The organism is Lentzea sp. NPDC037011, assembly GCF_055607425.1.
Genome location: NZ_JBVJRT010000009.1, coordinates 207,526 through 227,734, shown reverse-complemented (window position 1 = coordinate 227,734; position 20,209 = coordinate 207,526). Strand labels below are relative to the sequence as shown.

Annotated in this window: 5 protein-coding genes; 2 read left to right on the top strand and 3 right to left on the bottom strand. The window is 71.0% G+C overall.

Annotated elements, in window-relative coordinates:
- The first annotated feature begins 112 nt into the window (after positions 1 to 112).
- On the top strand, positions 113 to 17,557 hold the full coding sequence (locus ACZ7CH_RS27630) for a hypothetical protein (RefSeq protein ID WP_470375292.1): 17,445 nt from the start codon (positions 113 to 115) through the stop codon (positions 17,555 to 17,557).
- Between the two features lie 19 nt (positions 17,558 to 17,576).
- Entirely contained in the window at positions 17,577 to 18,425 is an 849-nt protein-coding gene (locus tag ACZ7CH_RS27625) for an XRE family transcriptional regulator (RefSeq protein ID WP_470375291.1), read from the top strand.
- Between the two features lie 85 nt (positions 18,426 to 18,510).
- Here ACZ7CH_RS27625 and ACZ7CH_RS27620 read toward each other — a convergent pair whose 3' ends face one another.
- The 3 genes from ACZ7CH_RS27620 to ACZ7CH_RS27610 all read right to left on the bottom strand — a co-directional run bounded on the left by ACZ7CH_RS27620 (position 18,511) and on the right by ACZ7CH_RS27610 (position 20,181).
- A complete protein-coding gene (locus tag ACZ7CH_RS27620) occupies positions 18,511 to 19,239 on the bottom strand; it encodes a hypothetical protein (protein ID WP_470375364.1) in 729 nt (242 codons plus the stop codon).
- A gap of 200 nt (positions 19,240 to 19,439) precedes the next feature.
- Positions 19,440 to 19,895 carry an SRPBCC family protein gene (locus ACZ7CH_RS27615; RefSeq protein WP_360384777.1) on the bottom strand — a complete coding sequence of 152 codons (456 nt, stop codon included), beginning with the start codon at positions 19,893 to 19,895 and terminating at the stop codon, positions 19,440 to 19,442.
- Positions 19,896 to 19,950: 55 nt separating this feature from the next.
- Positions 19,951 to 20,181 carry a hypothetical protein gene (locus ACZ7CH_RS27610; RefSeq protein WP_458432785.1) on the bottom strand — a complete coding sequence of 77 codons (231 nt, stop codon included), beginning with the start codon at positions 20,179 to 20,181 and terminating at the stop codon, positions 19,951 to 19,953.
- Positions 20,182 to 20,209: the final 28 nt, after the last annotated feature.

Below are 20,209 nucleotides of genomic sequence, written 5' to 3'. Positions count from 1 at the left end.
GGGGAACGTCAATCCCAACCCGTCGCCGAACCCGGGGGCGAACCCGCCCCCCTCGGCGCCACCGGCCGGCACCGGTACGGGTGGTGGTCCCACCGGCAACAGCGGTTACTCCATGAGCGACTCCTCGATGCAGGGGTTGCAGAACAAGGCAGGCGACCTCGGGTCCCGCCTGGCGAGCATCTCGAGCGGCCTGCGCGGCCTGAGCTTCAGCGGCAACGCGCTCGGCCCCATCGGCCTGTTCGCGGTGCCCGCGCTCAACGCGTCCAACGACAACGCGGTCGCGCAGGCGGACAGGGGCGCCAAGGCGTTCACCGACGTCCAGTCCGGCCTGAAGGCCACGCACCAGACGTCGACCACGACGGACACCAACCAGAGCTCCAACCTCCGCTCGATCGACACGAGCACCAACGCGAAGCCGCCGGCCGGCACGACCGCTCCGCCGCCCTCCGGTCCGAGCACGTCGGGTGGCAAGGTCAGCGACCCGGGGTCGGTCAAGGGAGGCGGCAGCTCCACGCCGGGCCCGAACGGGCAGAGCGGCCCGAAGGTGTCCGGTCCCGGCTCGGTCAAGGGCGGTGGCGTCAACCCCAGTTCCACCCCCGGCCCGCAGGGTGGCGGCAAGGTCACCCCCACCCAGGGTCCCAAGGGCGGCGCGAACTTCACGCCCACCCTCGGCTCGGCACCGGGTGGTGGCAAGGTCGGCGACGTCCAGGGTCCCAAGGGCGGCGGCGCCAACCCCGGCTCCACCCCCAACTCGCAGGGTGGCGGTGGCAAGGTCTCCCCCACCCAGGCCCCCAAGGGCGGCGCGAACTTCACGCCCACCCTCGGCGCAGCACCGGGCGGCGGCAAGGTCGGCGACGTCCAGGGTCCCAAGGGCGGTGCCGGCTTCACGCCGACCGCCGGTGCCACTCCGGCGGGTGGCAGCAAGGTCAGCCCCACCCAGGGCCCCAAGGGCGGCGGCGCGGGTTTCACGCCCAGCGTCGGCCCCACGCCGGCCGGCGGCGGCAAGGTCAGCCCCACGCAAGGCCCCAAGGGCGGCGCGAACTTCACGCCGAGCCTCGGCAAGTCGCCGGGCGGTCCCGCGGCCGGTGCGCCGCCGGTCGTCGGTGGCACGCCCGGTGCTCCCGGTGCCTCCGGTTCGAAGGGCGGCGGGTCCGGCGTCAAGAGCCCGGCGGCCTTCACGCCCTCCGCTCCCGGCAGCGCCGGCGGCAAGGGCGGTGCGACGCCTGGCGCGACCCCCGGCTCCACTCCCGGCGGCAGCGGGACCAAGGGCGGCTCCACTCCCGGCGGCGCCACCCCCGGCGGTGGCGCGAAGACCCCCGCGGCGTTCACGCCGTCCGCGCCCGGCTACAAGGACCCCGGTGGCGCGGCGGGCACCAAGCCGTCCACGGGCGTTCCCGGCTCGCAGGGCGCGGTGACGTCACCTCCGCGCGGCGGCGCGACGCCTCCCCCGATGGCGCCCGGCATGGCCCCGCCGGCGGGTGGCGCGACGCCGGGTGCGACCGGCGGCGAGCGCGGCGGCAGCAAGGTTCCGATCAGCGGTCAGAAGGGCGTGTTCGACGCGCCCAAGCCCTCCACGCCCGACAACACCATCACCAAGGCACCGGGAACGTCCCCCTCGACCCCGCCGCCGGCGCCGAAGCCCAACGCCAACATCCCGCTGACGCCCGGTTCGACGCCCGGCTCCACCCCTGGAGGTTCGGCTCCGGGCGGAGCGAACCCCGGTGGCGGCGCGAACCCCGGTGGCGGCGCCAAGGCTCCCGCGGCGTTCACGCCGTCCGCGCCCGGCTACAAGGACCCCGGCAACACCCCCGGCTCGCAGAGCGCCGTCAGCACCCCACCGCAGAGCACGGGCTCGCGCGGCGGCGCGGCTCCGAGCGTGACGCCTCCCGCTGCGGGCGCACCCCCCGTGGCCCCGCCGATGGCACCAGGCGGAACCCCCGGCGCGACCGGCGGTGAACGCGGCGGCAGCAAGGTTCCGATCAGCGGTTCGAAGGGCGTGTTCGACGCGCCCAAGGCCCCCACGCCCGACAACACCATCACCAAGGCACCGGGAACGTCACCCTCGACCCCGCCGCCGGCACCGAAGCCGACGCCGACGACCCCGCCTCCCTCCAGCACGCCGTCCGCTTCCCCGGCGGCGAACCCGAACACCGCGCCGCCCGCCCAGTCCCGGCCGGGCACGCCGCCCGTGTCGTCCCCGCCGGCGTCGCCCGCGCCCAACACCAACGCGCCGTCGCCGCGCCCGGACGCCACCCCGGCCGCACAGCCGCCGCGTTCCGACGCACCGCCCGCGCAGACCCGTCCGGCACCGCCAACCAGCGCACCGCCGGTCACAACGCCTGCGGCCAACGCTCCCTCGCCGAACCCTGCGACCACCGTGCCGCCGGCCAACACCCCGGCACCGCGCCCGGACACGACGTCGTCGACACAGCCGCCCGCGCAGACGCGCCCCGCACCACCGACCAGCGCACCGCCGGTCAACACCCCGCCGGTCAACACCCCGCCGGCTGCGACCACGCCGAAGCCCGAGACCAGCGCTCCGACGACCACGCCGCCACCCGCACAGACGCGACCGGCTCCCCCGCCTCCCACCGGCGTGACTCCAGCTCCTGCCGCGGCCGTGACCCCGAATCCCGCCACCGACTCCGGACGCGGCAGGCCCGAGGACGCGCAGCCCCGTCGTGCACCGGTCAACTTCAGCCGCCCGACGCCGCAGAACCCGGAGGCGGGTCCCGCGGGACAACAGGTCCCGGCGCCGATCAACTTCAGCCGCCCCACGAGGCACAACCCGCAGACGGGTCCCGTGGAGCAGCAGACGGCGGCGCCGATCAACTTCAGCCGCCCGACGAGGCACAACCCGCAGATGGGCCCTGCACAGCCGCAGACGCCGGCGCCGATCAACTTCAGCCGCCCCACGAGGCACAACCCGCAGATGGGCTCCGCAGACCCGCAGGCGTTGGCCGACTACGGGGACATAGTGATCGGCTACGACCACGAGATCGCCGTGGCGGAGGGCATCGCCGGCCCGGACCACGACGCGATGGTGGACCACCTCGCCAACCGCGAATCGGCCTACGACCTGCTCGACTCGATCATCGACGACTACACCGGCCCGGTGACGACGCGGGACTACGAGTTCGCCAGTGACGGTGTCGAGCCGCAGTTCGTCTGGCAGGGCACGAAGGTGGTGCTGGAACCGCGTCCGGGTCAGTTCCCGTCCGTGGTGCCGGTGGTGGAGACGGGCGTGGCGGCGAAGCCGGAGATGATGTTCTCCTCGGACAGCAGCCTCGCTCTGCCGCTTGCTCGTGGCGGCAACCAGTTCAGGGAGTTCTACGCGACACCGGAGGTGATCGCGGACGCTCAGGCGCGGTTGAAGGAGGTGGGCAGCAAGCTCGAACTGAAGGTGGCACCCGGCAACACGGTGCGTCATGGGGACACAACGCTGCTCATGGTCAAGCCGCACTTCGCGAGCAGGCCGCCCGGAGTGTGCAGCGAGTTCTCCCAAGGCATCATCGGTGGCACGCACAGCCAGGCGGTCATGCGGCCACCGGATGGTGCGCCGGTCGTCGCCAAGGTCGGCAACGGCGGTCCGCTGAAGTTCAACGGAATGCACGAGATGGCCTTCGCGCTCGCCCACGCGGCGAGGCAACCCTCGTCACCGTCCACCACGCTCGCCCCGCAGCAGGTGGCCGACGCCATGGTCGCCCCCTCGACGAACCCACCGCCGGTGGGTGCTCAGTACGGCTCCGCGCTGATGCCGGGCACCGAGCAGCGGGCCAAGCTCGACGAGGCGGCCGAACAGCTGGGTGTCAACCAGTTCGCCTGGGCCAAGCCGGGCGAGGCGTACATGATCCAGTCGATCGCGGCCCCCGATCCGGCTGGCGCCAACTACGGTCTGAACTACACCCGCACGGGTGACGGGCAGCAGCTTCCGCAGGTGTGGGGCTACCACCTCGGTTCGGTCGTGGTGAACAGCGCCGCGGACGACATGCAGATCAGCGTCGAAACCGTTCGGCAGGGCGGTTACCGCAAGGAGCTGCTGAACCAGGCGATCGGTGAGAACCTGCGCAGGCACCAACACGAACTTCCCGGTATCGAGGCGGAACTTCGCAAGCAGCCACCGGGGACGGTGGACGCGGAACTCATGCTCGCCGAGGCGCTCACGAAGATCCAGGACAGCCGTGCGGCCCTCGCCGACCCCTCGGTCCAGGGCGGCGATCGCCAGAGCGCGGAGACCACGCTGAACCAGGCCACGTTCCAGGCGCGGCTGGCGATCAACAAGATCGCGGGACCTCAGCTGCCGCAGCCGGGTGAGATGTGGTTCTTCAACGACTACAGCAAGCAGCCCGGCCAGTCGTTCTTCGACAAGTGGGGCCATGTCGACGACGTGAACACGCCAATGCAGTTGGCGAACCCGTTGGTGGCTGTCACGACGTCTCACCAGAACACGACGAGCTACCAGGTGCCGATGGGCGAGACCAAGGACCTGGACGCGGAGCAGGTCGCGGCCGGCGTGCAGAAGTTGCCCGGAAACGCGACCAGCATGCTGACCGGTCTGGCGCAGCAGACAGTCGAAGCGGCGCTGTGGCGGCATCGCAACGGAATGCCCCTGCCTGAGATCCAGTTGCACGGCTACAGCAACAACCTCCTCAACAGCGACGCGGCAAGTCAGCAACGCGCTGATGTGGCCGCCGCGTGGACCAGGTCCGAGGTCGCGCGTCTGCTGGACGAGCTGCAACGCGACGTGCCGCCCGAGCGGCGGCTGGACGCCGGGCAGATCCGCGTCGATCCGATCTCGCACGGTCGCGAGGTCCCTCCGGACTCGAAGAACCCCAAAACCGATCGCCGCAACGTCCGCGCGGAAGTGGTCATCCCGGACACCACGACTGCCGATCGACAGTCGGCCCCCCGCGACATCCCCGTTGCCGACGCCACGAACACCGCGGCGGACATCAGGGAGAAACCGCTGCCCCCGCTGCCCGCGGAGGCGTTCGCGGCGGAGAGCAGCCGTGGCGGTGCGGACACGAACGCACTCAGGCCTGCTCCGGCCAACACCGGAGTCCCGGGTCAGGGCCGCGACGGCGGTGTGCCGCCGGTCCCGTCCACGTCATCCGCCGGCACGGCCACGAACACCACAGCGGACGGCAGTGGGAAGTCCGTGCCCACGCCGCCTCCGCTGCCCGCGAAGCCGTCCGCGGCGGAGAGCAGTCAGGGCGGTGCGGGGACGAACACGCCCGGTGCTGCTCCGGAGACTTCCACGGAGCCGAAGAAGGTCCGCGGCGGTGGCGCGCCGCCGCGGATGACGCCGCCCACCCCGGAGTCGCACCAGGGCAAGGACGTGCTGTCCGACGAGTCGTGGCGGCACGACCCCGCCCGGACCGCGGAGTGGTCCGAACCGGACAACCCGGCCGACCGCAGCACGTGGGCCGATCGCCGCAACGACACCGACGTCCGCACCGTCGACCTCGACGTCCGCGACGTGCGCACCGACAGCACGCCGTCGAAGATCGAGGCCTACAAGGGCCTGATCAACTACGACCTGCGCCGCATCGAGACCAGCCCCGGCAAGTTCGTGCAGGAATACACCGTCAAGGTCCACCTCGAACCAACCGGCAAGACCACCGCCGAACAGCTCGCGCAGATCAGGGACAACGCCACCAACGGCGTCAACAACCTGCTCAACCAGGGTTTCCGGCTGCCCAGCGGCGACCAGTTCCACGTCAACCTGGAGTTCACCGACAACAAGGCCGACGCCCACACCACCGTCCAGGTCGACCCGAACGACCCGAAGGTCAACCAGGACCACTGGAACCCCGACACCAGTCCCGAGGTCCTGGCCCACGAAACCCTGCACTACCTCGGCATCCCGGACGAGTACAAGGACACGACCCGGGTCCTGCAGCAGCACGAGACGAACTCCGGCGTGCACGAGAACGACGGCGGCCTCATGGGCTCCGCCGTCCACCTGCCCGACCCCGGCATCCTGCCCCGTCACCTCTGGCTGATCGAACGCACCGCGAACAGCCAGGTCATGGTCCCGGACACGAGGCTGGAACCGCCCGGTCCCGCCACCGTGCCGCCGCCCGCGGGCTGGACGCCCAAGCCACCGTCGAGCGACGGCCCGGTGTCCACGCCCGGCACCGACGGCACCGTCGACACCGGGACGGACTCGGATTCGAGCCTCGACACCGACCTCGACCTCGAAACCAGGCCGGCGACCATGCCCGGCCGGTTCTTCGACTCGGACAGCGACGTCGACGTCGCTGTCGACGCCGCCGCCGCCCGTCCGAACCAGACGCACCTGCCGAACCTGGACCGCGTCGGTCTGGTCGAGTCGGTGCTGCGCAGTGCGGCGTTCCAGAACGCGCCGGTCCCGAACGCCTCGCCGCTGGTCGGTTCCACCGACGTCAAGTCCACTGTGGACACAGTGCTCGGCGATGTCCGGCAGAACCCGCGCAACCACAACCACTCCGGTCTGACCCCGCCCGCTCTGGCGAAGTGGGTGGCGAACCAGGTCAGCCAGGAGACCCTGGCGAAGTTCCACCCCGACCTGGAGCCGAACCTCCCCGGCCTCACCTCCGACGCCAAGGCCGACCAGTGGCGGGCGAACCTCGCCGACGACCTGGCGAACGGGTCGTCGAGGCGCTGGGACGTCGTGAACGCCGGTCCCAAGGCCGCCGGCACGAACCCCGGCGACGTCGAGGTGATCAACCACCTGACCCAGCAGCTGAAAGCGAACGGCGCGTTGCCGTCGCCCGCCGACCTGGTGGACAAGGCGCTGCAGACGCCGTCGTGGGCCGACTCCCACGTCGGCTCCCACCTGCCGGCGTCGATCGCGCAGGCGTTGGACGTGCAGCTCGTCGTCGACAACAACGGCGTGCAGACCGTGCACGGCCCGGGCGGCGCGACGCAGGTGCAGATCAGCTCGCAGAACGGCACCTTCGGTGCGCTCGGTGCCCCGTCGGCCCAGGAGGTCCGCGCCGGCATGGAGGCGTGGCTCGCGGGCAAGTCCTCGGCGGAGGTCAACCAGACCATCGCCGATCTCTACAAGGGCCGCCAGGACGAGGGTCTCTACAAGGCCGCGCAGACGGTCCAGCTCGTCAAGCGCGCGGCCGCGCACCCCGGTGGCCCGCAGGCGTTCGTGAACGCCCTGCGGGAACGGGCCTCGACCCTCGAGAACCGCATCGCGGAGGTGAAGTCCCAGGCACCCCGCCGGCCCAGCCTGTGGAAGACGCCGCAGCACACCGCACAGCTGGCGCAGATCGACGCGCAGGTCAAAACCCTCACCGACCTCCTCGACAGCACCAACAGCCAGATCGAGACCATTGCCGCGCAGGGGCCCGCGCTGGGCACCACGCACCTCATCGACAAGTTCGTCGCGGGACCGAACGCGGACAAGCTCGAACACGTCCCCGCTGACGTGCTCCCCCGGCTCGACAACCAGCTGACCGCGCAGATCACGGCGGCCGAGAACGCCGGGTTCGACGCCTCGGACCTGAAGGTGTTGCAGGAGCGGGTGCGCAACGAGGCGGACGTGCGCATCGTGATCAACCACGCCTCCACGCGTGGCCTGGACGGCCTGAGCGCCCAGTTGGAGGACGCCAAGGAGGCGTTGCAGAACTACCGCGACGGCAAGTCGTCGACCACGGGTGTCCAGGGCTTCCTGAACCAGATGCTCGGGCACGAGGTCGACACCTCCGTCGACTTCGACCAGAAGATCGCCCAAGCCGAAGCCCTGGTGCAGCAGGCAGAGCGCAACCTGGCGTTCACGAATGATCCCGACTACGGCAACCGCTTCGAGAAGGCCGCGGAGAAGTACGCGCAGCTGCAGGCGACGATGCAGCGGTTGGAGCGGTTCAACGCCGAGCTCGATGCGCGTGCGGAACGCCTGCGCGATCTCGGGGTCAGGACTCGCGAGTTCCAAGTACGCCAGCTCGCCCGCGCTCTCGAAGAGCAACGCACGCAGCGGGACACCGCAAGCATTCACAGCGCTCCCGGTTTCGACACGCAGTCGGATGTCGACGCGCGGTCCGACGCCGATGCGCAGTCCGACGTGGACGCGCGGCCGGACAACCGCGTGCTGACCCCGCGGCACGAGCACGCGGCGTTCCGGGCCTCGCTGTACGGGAAGTCGCAGGCCGAGCTCGCCGATCTGGCCGCGCAGCACAGCACCCACCCGGACCGCTCGTTCGAGATCGAGCAGATGTCCCGCTACCAGGAGATCGCCCACAAGGAAGGCGGCCTCCAGCAGCACCTGCGGGACCTGCAGAGCGAGATCCGCCAGACCCGCGAGGAGGCCCGTGACCTCAAGCGGACCACCGACGCCCTGCCGGACGTGTTCAAGTCCGAGCTGATGCGCACGGACCAGGCGCAGCGGCAGGCGGAGCAGCAGCGGCTCACCGACCATGCGCGCCAGCTCGACCAGGAGCTCATGCGGCTGCAGTACGACCGCACCGACGCGCTGACCACCTACGCGCTCAACCTGCCCGCCGACACGACGGCACCCGAGTGGCAGGCGGTGACACCGGCCGACGCCGAGATCATCGAGAACCGCGTCACCGACCTGATCCGCGACGCGCGCATCGGCGGTCTCCCGACCCCGGAGCTCGACCGCCTGTACGACCAGATCCGGGAAATCCGGATGATGGAGACGCCGTCGCCGTCCCGGCCCGACACGCCGGTGCCGTCCCGGCCCGACACGCCGACGGCCGAGGTGGACGACTCGGCGTCCGTCCGATCGGACGACTCCTCGTCAGCTGGTTCGGACACCGACGCGCGGGACAGCGACACCGCCCCTCCGGTCGAGGCCCGGCAGGAGCAGGCCGCCCCCGCGGCCGAGCCGCGGCCGTTCATGCAGGACCCGTCGGCACGGTCCGCGGCCCCGGACATGGACCTCGTCGTGCCCGGTGGCTTCGGCCCCGTCCACGAGGGCACGCCGCAGCGGTCGTTCGAGGCGTCGCTGTACGGCCTGGACACCGCGGCGCTGCGGGACCTGCAGCAGACGTACGGCCGTGACGCCGCGCGCTCGGCGGCGATCGAGCACATGATCGAGGTGTCCCGGCAGGCGGGCCCGCCCGCGATCCACGACCAGCGCACGCAGATCGCCGAGCAGCGCCTCGACGAGATGAAGACGGCCCGCGACCGGTGGAACGCATCGGACCTGGTGCCCGACCGCCTCAAGACCCAGGCGATGCTCGACGAGCAGGCGGCCAGGCGGGCGGCAGCGGACCGCCAGGTCGAGTACTACCAGCAGCGGGTCGACCAGCTCACGAACAACCGCGACGCCGCTCTCACCACGCACGCGCTGCAGCTGCCGGCCGACGTGGACGCGCCGGCCTGGCGGCACTTCGGCGACGCCGACCTCGCGGCCGTGCGGAACCACGTCGACCAGCAGATCCGGGACGCGCAGGCGGGTGGGCACAACACCGCTCACCTCGAAGCCTTCCTCGACTTCACCACCGAGCTCCAGGAGACGCGTCAGAACGAGGACGCGGACACCCGTCCCGCGCCCGAACCGGACACCCGTCCCGCGCCGCCCAGGCCGACGCCCAACCCCGTCATCCCGATGACGACGATGGCGCCACAGCCGGTCGGCCAGCTCCCGGACACGAACCTGCCGAGCTTCTTCCAGGACAACAAGGCGCTCGGCTCGATCGTGCCGACCGACGTGCGCGGCGCGGACGCGGTGGTGCGGGAGATCAACGGGCTGAAGCCCGACGACGCCGCCCGCATCAAGAACGCGATCGAGAACGACTTCGAGACGTTCCTCGGCGACGGCCGCAACTTCCAGGTGAAGATCGGCAACGCCTGGTTCGAGGCGAACGTCCGCGCCGAGATGCACGCGGACGGGAGCAGCACCACCGACGCCGCGACCACGAAGGTCGACAAGAACTACCAGGCCGCCGCCGCGTCCACGACGACGAACAGCATCTCGACGTCCAACGACGTCGGCGGTGCGGTGACGGCCGGCGTGGCGATGGGACCGTACGGCTCGCTGGGTGGCAAGGCCGCGCTCGCGACACCCGCGGTGTCGCAGGCCACCAGCACCTCCGTCACCGAGCAGCGTGCGATCAAGGGATCGGACTCCGGGTCCAAGAAGATCACCGTGCCGGTCTCGTACGAGATCACGCTGTACGACGCGTCGGGCAACCCCACGCTGTTCTCGACGCTCAGCACCGGCCCCGACGTGACGCTGCAGGTGCCGACGGACCTCAGCACGATCGTCGACTCCGGCAAGTCCTCCGCGGCGGTCACGCCGTCCGACGCGGCGTGGGGCGTCAAGGCGGAGAACGTCGTGCCGGAAGCCGTGGTGGTCAAGGACTCCGGGAAGCTGTTCAACGACGTCGCGGAGAACCTGCACCCGTCGATCACCAAGATCGGTTCGCCGGGGCGCGAGGCGCTGCAGAACTTCCTGAGCCCGACCTCGATCCGCAACAACCTGCCCGCCATGCTCGGCGGCTTCGTCACCTCGCCGGACCTCATCAGCCCGCACGCCGGCAAGGGCGCCGCGGTGCAGATGAAGGCGACGCTCAAGGACGCGAAGCTCGTCGGCACGCACGCCGACGCGGCGCTGGACCTCAAGGACACCTTCTCCTGGGGCAGCAGCGTGTCCGCGGCCAGCAAGACCGGGTTCGACGTCACCGCCGGCTTCGGGGGCAACATCGGTGTCCCCGGCCAGGTCGGCGGCACCGTCGGCGCGACCGGCGGGTACTCCGCGCGCACCGCGGAGGGCGTCAACGCGGGGACGAGCTCCAGCCGCAAGTCCGGCATCGGGGTCAAGGCCGAGACCGGTCTGTACGAGGTCACCGCCGAGGTCGAGGTCCAGGGACCCGCGGGCAAGCCGGTGACCATGGAGGTCACGACCCACATGCGCATGGGTCTGGGCGAGGCCGGCTCGGTGGGCCTGCCGACCGTGGGCAGCGCCCTCAACACCACGACCGACCCGGCGACCGCGGACACCAGGTTCCTGCCGCCCTACGTCGCCGACACGCTCGCCGCGGGCAACGCGAAGGTGGGTGAGTTCGTGCCCGCGACGCAGGTGCAGGGCCAGGTCGAGACGAAGCTGCGCGAGCTGCCCGGGTTCGAGAAGTTCCTGCCGAAGTGGAACAACCCGGACGCGAACCCCCGCTCCAGCAAGGGCCAGGGGTTCGGTGACGTGGCCGTGCAGCTCGCGAACCAGCGCAAGCTGGACGCCAGCCTGTCCCCGGCCGCGCTGAAGGCGAACATGGACAGCCTGCTCGGTCCGGGCGTCCAGGTGCAGCTGAAGAACTCCGGCAAGACGACGAACACCTACGTCAACGTCACGGTCAAGGCGAAGCTGACCAACCCGAAGCACCTCGGCAAGGCCGAGGGGCGCGCGGTCAGCGACTCCACCACGAGCGGCCCGAAGCTCGACGCCAACACCAGCACCACCAAGGGCTGGACCGGTGGCATCACCGGCAGGGCCAACATCCCGGTGAAGACCGGCGTCGCCTCGCTGACCCCGATGCCGCAGGCCGGTGTGTCCTACAGCCACTCGTGGACGGACAAGACCTCTGCGGGACCGGCGGTGAGCGCCACCTCGTCGAACCCCGGCAGCGCGGACGCGCAGGTGTTCCAGGGCGACGTGGAGTTCGAGGTCGAGATCACCACGTTCACGCGGCCCCGGACGTGGGTCCGCACGATCGTGCCGGGCGCGCCCGGTCAGCACGCGCCGGACGTGAAGACCGTCGCCAAGACCGGCGCCGGCCTGGGCAAGATCGACGGCAAGGTCAACCTGTGGGTGTCGGACTCCTCGACGCTGAAGGACGACCCCGGTGACGGTTTCAAGCCGGGTGATCCGAAGGCCACGCCGATCGGCAACTCCCCGACCGTCAAGGACCTGCTGAACCCGGGAGAAGCCCGGCAGAAGTCGCCGGAGTTCCTCAACGTGGAGGCGGTCGCCAACACGACGGAGCTGCGGGACCAGGCGATCGACGCGCTCAACCGCGCGGCCAAGGGCGACTCGGCGCTCACCACGCCGGGCACGGCGTCACGGGCGCAGATCGACAAGATGTTCGCCCCGGAGAACATCAAGGCGAACCTGCAGCGGCTCATCGAGACCGGTGTGCAGGAGCAGGGCCTCAAGTACGACCGCCGCGTCACCGACCGCTCCGGCGCGATCGGCATGTCGGTCAAGCTCGGTGCGGCGAAGCTGGTGTCCATCTCGGACGCCACCGGCACCGACAACTCGGTCAGCGGTGGGTACAAGGCCGGTGGGTCGTCCACGACGAGCCGGTCGGTCGACCTCGTCGCCGGCATCAACGTCCCGGTGCGTCCCAACGTCACCCCGCCGCCCGCCGGCCAGCCGTCGAACCCCAGCGGGTCCGGCGGTGTCGCGGTCACCGGCAGGTGGACGCCGTGGTCGGACAACAAGACCACGTCGAACGAGATCGGCGGCAACGTCGACCGCGGCCAGACCACACCGGACGACGCCAGGACCGTGCTGGTCCAGGTCGACGCCGAGTTCACGATCGTCGGTGAGAGCCGCGCCGAGAACTTCGTGCACGGCGGCACACCGAACGCCGAGGGCGTGAAGGTGGACCTGCCGAAGTCCGTCTTCGTGCGGGTGTCCGAGGACGTCGCGCGGGAGATGGGCGTGCTGCCGAAGGTGGCGCCGAACGTCCCCAAGCCCGAGTTCCCGAAGATGGCGCCGCCGTCGACGGTGGCACCGGGCGAGCCCGGCGCGCTCGGGCTGTCCAACGTGGAGAAGGTCCCCGACCTCTCCGCGGCGGTCAACGAGCTCACGACGAAGCTGTCCACGAACACCAAGAAGTTCGGCAGCGCCCCGCTGATCCCGGACTCCGTGCTCAAGGACTCGATGAGCAACCTGCAGCGCATCGTCGACCTCAACTCGCCGTCGAGCGTCAAGGCGATGATCGACAGCGCCCTGGACGGCGGCGTGCCGCTGCTGGTCCACCAGCCCGGCACGTTCGGCAAGGACTCCTACCAGGTCACGCTGCGGGCGAAGACGGGCGAGCCGAAGTTCGACCAGGTCGTCAACGACGGCGTCGACATGTCCCACAACGACGGCGGCTCCCGCAAGGACGGCGACGGCAAGGGCCGCGGCACCGGCTGGGGCCTCGGCCTGCGGGCACCTGGCCTCGCCGCGCCGGGGAGCGCGAACCCGAACGTCTCCGGCACCGCGGGTCTCAGCGCCATCGCGAACGTCGGCTCCGCCCAGAGCACCTCGGTGACGACCTCGACCAGCACGGCGTTCGGCCACAACCGCACGGCGAGCGGTCCGGCGGCGCGCTACACCGTGCCGGTCGAGTTCGAGCTCGTCGTGGAGAAGGGCGCCAAGGAGGTCGCGAAGGTCCGCAGCGCCGAGCAGGACATGGTCGTCCGCACGCACGCGGACAACCAGAAGGTCTCGGCGCCGACGACCGGTCGCGGCGCCCCGCAGCCCTACATGTCGGCGGCGAGCAGGCGTAGCAGTGAGTTCGGCACGCCGGACGCGACCTACGCGTTCCAGCAGGACAGCCGGGCCACCCAGCTGCCGGCGACCGCGTCGGTGGAGAACCTGCGCGGCGCGGGCGACCTGCGCGACGCCGCCGTGAAGGCGATGACGGAGGCCGGCGCGGGCAAGGGCCTCACCGGCAAGGGCACGGGCTCGCTCAACAGCCTGCTCTCGACCCTCAGCCCGGAGAACCTGCAGCCGCACCTGCCCGCGATGCTGTCCGGACCGCTCGACGTGCCCGGCCTCAAGGAGGCGGCGCTGACGTTCGGCCAGGACGCCGACGTCAAGGTCTACGCGAAGCTCGTGAACCCGCAGCTGGGCTCGCTCAGCGACGGCGTCAAGATCGAGACCCCGCTGATCACCAAGACGACCGACGTCTCCAGCGAGGCCAAGGTCGCCGACACCTCCGACGTGGCCGTGGGCCTCGCCCAGGGCAGCGCGGCGGTCAAGCAGGGCGACCCCGCGGACACCGTCAACGTCGGCTCCGGTGGCGTCGAGCTGAGGCACGCGAACGAGGAGTCGTCCGCGGTCTCCGGCGGCCCGGCGCAGGCGCAGGGCGGCGGTGTGAAGCCCAAGGACCCGTCGCGCACCGGTCTCGTGCAGTTCGACGTCGAGTACCGCGTCGTCGCGACGGTCGGCGGCAAGACCGGCGTCGTCGACCTGACGGTGCCCGGCTCGGCCGGCGTGCGCATGCCCGCCACCGAGGTCGAGTCGATGCTGAACCAGAACTTCAGCGACTCGCTGAAGGACGCCCAGACCGAGGTCAAGAAGACGGCCGACGACTGGCGCGAGGCGGAGAAGAAGGTCGACGAGGCCCGGCACGAGGCCCAGGAGGTCATCAACTCCGCGGCCGCGGTGCTGGCGAGGACCGACCAGCCGCTGGGTGACGCCGCGACGAAGCTGAACACGGCGATCGAGAACCACGTCAACGCCGAGGCCGAGCTCCGGACGCGGCAGACGGCGTTCGACACCGCCGTGGCGGACGTCGCGCAGACCCGCGCGGCGATCCAGGACCTGACGCCGCAGATCTCGTCGCTCAGCCAGGACGCGCTCACGACCAAGGACGCCCTGGACGACGCCCAGATCAGCGGAGCGCCGAAGGCTGAGCTGGACCGGCTGGGCCAGGAGGCCGACGCGGCGCACACCGCGTTGACCGACGCCCAGCAGCAGCTCACCGACGCCCACGCGCAGCTCGACGTGCAACGCAAGGCCGCCGTCGACGCCCGCGCGGAGCTCCAGGCGCAGCAGAAGGCCGTCGCCGACGCCGAAACCGCCCGCACCACCGCCGAGGAAGCCCACAAGGCGCTGTCGGCCGAGCGCGCCGCGGCCGAGAACAAGATCAAGGAAGCGGAGACCAAGCTCGACGACGCCCGCAGGGCCGCGGACGCGGAGCAGAAGAAGTGGTGGGACGCGAAGGCGGAGGCGGACCGCCAGGTCGACCTCTACAACTCGACCCCGCCCGCACCGCCGACCCCACCGGCGCCGTCGGCACCGCCCGCACCGTCGGGCCCGCCCGCCCCGCCGGCCCCGTCCGCGTCACCTGGCGACGCGAGCACGAGCACGCCTCCCGGCAACGCGACCACGGGCACGCCTGGCCGCGACGCGACCACGGACACGCCTCCCGGCAACGCGACCACGAGCACGCCTGCCCGCGACGCGACCACGAACACGCCTCCCACCGGCGCGGCCACCAACACCCCACCCGCCGACGTCACCAACACCGCGGCGGGTGCGAGCCAGAAGCCGCTGCCCACGCCGCCTTCGCCGCCCGCGGAGTCGTCTGCGGGCAACGAAGGCAGCCGCAGCAGTGCGGAGACGGGCACACCCAGTCCTCAGGTCGCCGCACCGGCCACCCACAGCAACGCCGAGGCGTCACTTCCGCGACAGACCACGGTGGTCACGGGCCCCGCGGATGTCCAGCCCACGACGCCGAGCCCCACCGTGCACCCGACGACCGCTTCCGCCGAGGCCGAGGTCGAGGTCGAGGCTGAGCCGCAGGCCATGCTCGACAACGAGCCCGAGGCTGCGACCACGGACCCCAGGACGAACGAGGCACCACCAGCCACGTCGACTCCTGACACCACCGACAACCCACACGCCGGCCCAAGCGAACCGCCACGCGAGACCACCGAACCCGGCGCGGCAACGACCGCTTCCGCCGAGGCCGAGGTCGAGGTCGAGGTCGAAGCTGAGCCGCAGACCGTGCTCCACAACGAGCCCGAAGCCGCGACCACGAACCCCAAGACGAACGAGGCACCACCAGCCACGTCGACTCCTGACACCACCGACAACCCGCACGCCGGCCCAAGCGAACCGCCACGCGAGACCACCGAACCCGCCGCGGCAACGACACCGGAGCAAAAACCCGAGGCCGAGATCGAGGCCGAGCCGCAAACCGTGCCCGACAACCCGCACGCCGGCCCAAGCGAACCACCGCGCAAGACCACCGAACCCGGCACGGCAACGACGCCGGAGCAGGAAGCCGGCGCCGCGGCGGTCAGCAGCGCGCTCACCGGCCCCCCGGCGGACCAGGACGCAACCGGGTCCAGCCGTGCCGGTGGTGCGGGTGAGCGGACGACCCCGGGTCAGCCGGTCGAGCCGCAGCTGCCGGAACCGGACCTCGGCAAGCCGTTCGTCGAGGACCTCTTCGACGAGATCGACGCCAAGACGTCCGCCGCGCCGCGTCCCGCGCAACCGCGGGACTCCGTGCAGTGGCGGGTTCCGGACGACGCCGCGCCGCTCACCCCTGACCGGCTCGAAGGGGAGTTCGGCATCCCCAAGCGCAACCAGGAGCGGTTCCAGAACTTCGTCGACCGCTTCAACATCGTGCTGGACGTCCGTCCCACGAACCCGGACTCCGTTCGCTGGCTCCACGACGGCGCGATGCCGAAGCCCAAGGACATCAAGGCGAAGACCATCAACCAGGCCGACGTGCTGCTCGGTGCCGACGCGGAGCACGTCGGGCTCGTCGGGTTCTTCCAGCCGGACCCGAACCCGGACCTCTCCGGCGTCGACCCTGCGATGCGGGACAAGGTCGCCAAGCGCTTCCACGAGCGCACCGCCGAGTTCGCCGAGCTGATCGGCACGATGGAGCAGTACGAGCAGGAGGGCAAGTTCAAGGTCATCGACGGTGTCGTCCACGGGTCGAACTCGCGGGGCGACCTCATCTGGATGACCGGTGACGCCGACATGTACGGCATGTACGACCCGGAGGGCAACCGGCTCGGCGAGGAGGACTACGAGAGCATGGTCTTCCTGCTGGTCAACCGCAACGTGGGGGTCCAGCACGGAGCACACCTGTACTGGGACCCGGCCACCGACTTCGACCGGAAGATCTTCGACACGATCGTCAACAGGCACGTGACCGAGGAACCGCTGGTCCGGTTCAGCCCTGGCCGGTCGGCATCCCTGGTGCTCGCCGACCCGGTGTCACCGCGCGTCGACTCGGTGCCCCCGCTCGCCGACCCGGTGCCACTGCTCGCCGACGCCGACGGCCAGGTCGCGCCGACCGGTTCCGGAGGACCCGAACAGCCCGAGGTGGCGGAGGCCGCCCCGTCGAGCCGGCTCAGCGAGTACGAGGAACACGTCAGCAGCACGCGGCGGCACCTGCGGCACCTGGCGTTCGACGTGCTCAACCGGCCCGCTCCCCCGCCCGTCACCTCGGACGGCCTGTACGCGGCGGTCGCGGAGGTGGTGCGCCAGGACCCGGCAGCCCTGCGCGCGCAGGTGCTGAACCAGGCCGCCACCACCGCGGCGGTGAGCCGGGCGGTCGCGGACTTCACCTCGTTCAGGCCGGCTCACACCGGACACCTGACCGGTGCGCTCGTCGAGAACGCCAACTGGGCGCTGCACCCCGACGCGAACGAGAACACCGGTGCGGGGAACGCGCGCGACCTGCTCGGCCACCTGATCGCCACCCGGCTGGGCACGACCTTGGTGATCCACCAGGGCACGGGCACCGCACCGCTGGTGCTGGCACCGATGGGCGAGCACACCGGAGCTCCCGTCGAGGTCGACGTGGTGGTGGTCGACGGCCGCGTGACCTACCGGCCTCACCAGCCACTTCAGCCGGGCAGGTGAGTGCGTTAGCGTGACCGGCGTGGACGAGTTCGCGCAGGCTCTCCGGACGGCGATCACGAATCGCGGTCTCGGTCTGGAGCGCCTGCGCGAGCACCTCTCGCACAACGGCGTCTCCGTCTCGATGGCGACGCTGAGCTGCTGGCAGACCGGTCGCAGGCGGCCAGAGCGGCAGAAGTCGCTGCAGGCCGTCGTCCACCTCGAGCACATCCTGCGGGTGCCTCCCGGCCACCTGTCGGAGCTGCTCGACCCCCCGCGCTCACGCGGCCGCTGGCTGCGCGGGGCGCCGGCGCCGGTGTCGGCGTTCTGGCCGGTCCCCGCGCCCGTCGAGCACGCCCTGCACGACCTGGACACGCAGTGGGACGACCAGCTCCTGCGCGTGAGCCAGCAGGACTTCGTGACGATCGGAGCGGACCGCACCGAACGGGTCTTCCGCTCCCGGCAGGTGCTGTCGGCGTTGATGAACGGGCCCGACCGGTGGGTCGTGATCCTGCACGACGACGACCGCGACCGCCCGCCACCGCTGGTCAAGGCCTTGAAGAACTGCACGGTCGGACGGGTCGTCCAGGAGCCGGCCGAGGGGTTGCTGGTCGCGGAGCTGCTGTTCGAACGGCCGCTGCGCAAGGGTGAGAGCGTCGTGGTCGAGCACGAGATCGTGAACCAGGCGCCCTGTCCTCCCGCGACGAGCTACGAGCGCAAGTTCCGCCTGCCGACGCGGGAGTACGTGCTCGAGGTGACGTTCGAGGGTGCCCCTCCCGCCTCCGCCGTCCAGCTCGCGGACGGGTCCGAGGTGGCTCCCGGGCGCACGTTGCTGGACGTGGCTTTGAACGTGCGGCCCGGTGTGCGCGGGTTCAGCTGGTCGTGGTCCTAGCGCGACATCGCCGAACGCGCGGAACGGCTGTTCCCCCGTGCCTCGGGAGAACAGCCGTCCTGCGGCAACCGTCCGGTGTGGACTCTCAGCCGATCTTCTCGATCAGCGCCCGGCGGATCAGGAACTTGCCGGGCTCCCGCACCTGTTCGAAGGCGGCGTTGTTCAGCAGCGCGCAGCTGCCGGACACCGACGCGACCTTCACGGTGGTGGACTTGTCGTTGTCCAGGTTCGTCACCTTGAGCGTGGTGCCGATCGGGAACTCACCGCTGGACGCGGCGGGCGCGCCACCTTCGCCGGACAGCGTGACGGTCGAGCCGGCGCAGACCTGCTGCCCGGATGCGCCACCGTTGCCCTGACCGGTGCCGGGCTGCTGGGGAGCGGGCTGGGCCTGGTCGGCGTTGCCCGCGCCACCGTCACCCGCGCAGCCCGCCGCCTTGCGCCGCTGCTGGATGAGGTCGACCACGGCCTGCCGGTTCGCGATGCGCGCCTGGGACTGCGCGTCCGGGTTCGCCTTCTGGCCCGCGATGAAGCTCAGGTTGTTCTGCAACGCCTTGTCGAGCCCGCCGCAGTCCTCACCGGACGTAGCGGCTTGGCCCTTCTCGGGTTGCGCCTGGACGTTGCCACCACAACCGGCGGCAGCACGTCGCTGGTTGATGAGGTTCACGACCGCCTGGCGGTTCGCGATGCGGGCGTCCGACTGGGCGTCGGGGTTCGCCTGCTGACCGGCGATGAAGGTGAGGTTGTTCCGCAGCGCCTGGTCCAGTCCGCCGCAGTCCTCGGCCGCGTTCGAGTTGGTGCCGCCGAAGGCGAAGATGCCACCGGCGACAGCGGCGACCGCGAGCACAGCGCCCGCGCCGATCATGGCGGGCTTGCGGTGTCGAGCGCCCATCCTGTGTCTCCTCGGGGTGGATCGGTGTTGTACCGATGACTACGGGGAGATCACGGGGCGGGTTCAGAATTCGGTTGTGGGCAAAGGATTTTAAATCGGTTTAAGGTCCGTGGAATTCTGCGCGGTCAGCCCGACTCCGCGACCTTCTTCAACCGCTCCAGCGTCGCCTCGATGTTCCGCTGGTTCGTCACCGCCCGGTCCTTGACGCCGGTGGCCAGCCGCGTGATCGGCACGTACCACCCCGGCCGGCGGTCCCAGGTCGACTCGGTCACCCGGCACCCGCCGGCGGTCGGCTCGATGTCGTACTGCCAGCGCGCCACCGCAAGCCCCAGCGACCTCACCTCGAACGCGAACCGGGTCACGGAGCAGTCCGTCACCGTGGAGGTCGTCGGCCACACCCGCCGTCCGCGCCGGTTGACGCCGCGGAACCGCGCGCCGACCGACGGGCCGGAGCCGTCCAGCCACTTGCCGCCCGCGTACTCCTCGGCGACGCCGCTCAGGTTTCGCAGGTCACTGACCAGTTCGAACACTCGCTGCGGTGAGGCGGCGACATCGACGTGCGCGGTGGCGTCCGGGGTCATGCAGGCGAACCTACTACGGGTAGGTTCGCTGCACCAGCAGCTGATCTCCTGCTGATCAGTCCGTACCCCGGACGACCCCCGCTGCCGGGTTTTCTTCCTCGTCGTCGAACCATTCCGGCCGCAGCGGAACACTGCACAGCGTGGGGAAGTCGTCGAGATCCGGTGCACCGCCGCGCAACTGCTCTTGAACGCTCATGGTCACTCCTGGTGAAATCCCCCGCTGGCTTTGTTGAACGATGGCAATGAATGTAGTCGAAAGGGTGTGACCCAGATCGCTGAGTTCCACGGGGTGGAACGCGGGTTCTCCGCCGGCT

Bases quoted from the DNA above. Each gene is read 5' to 3' on its own strand.
- ACZ7CH_RS27630 (WP_470375292.1), top strand. From the start codon at position 113: ATGAGCGACTCCTCGATGCAGGGGTTGCAGAACAAGGCAGGCGACCTC.
- ACZ7CH_RS27615 (WP_360384777.1), bottom strand. From the start codon at position 19,895: ATGACCCCGGACGCCACCGCGCACGTCGATGTCGCCGCCTCACCGCAG.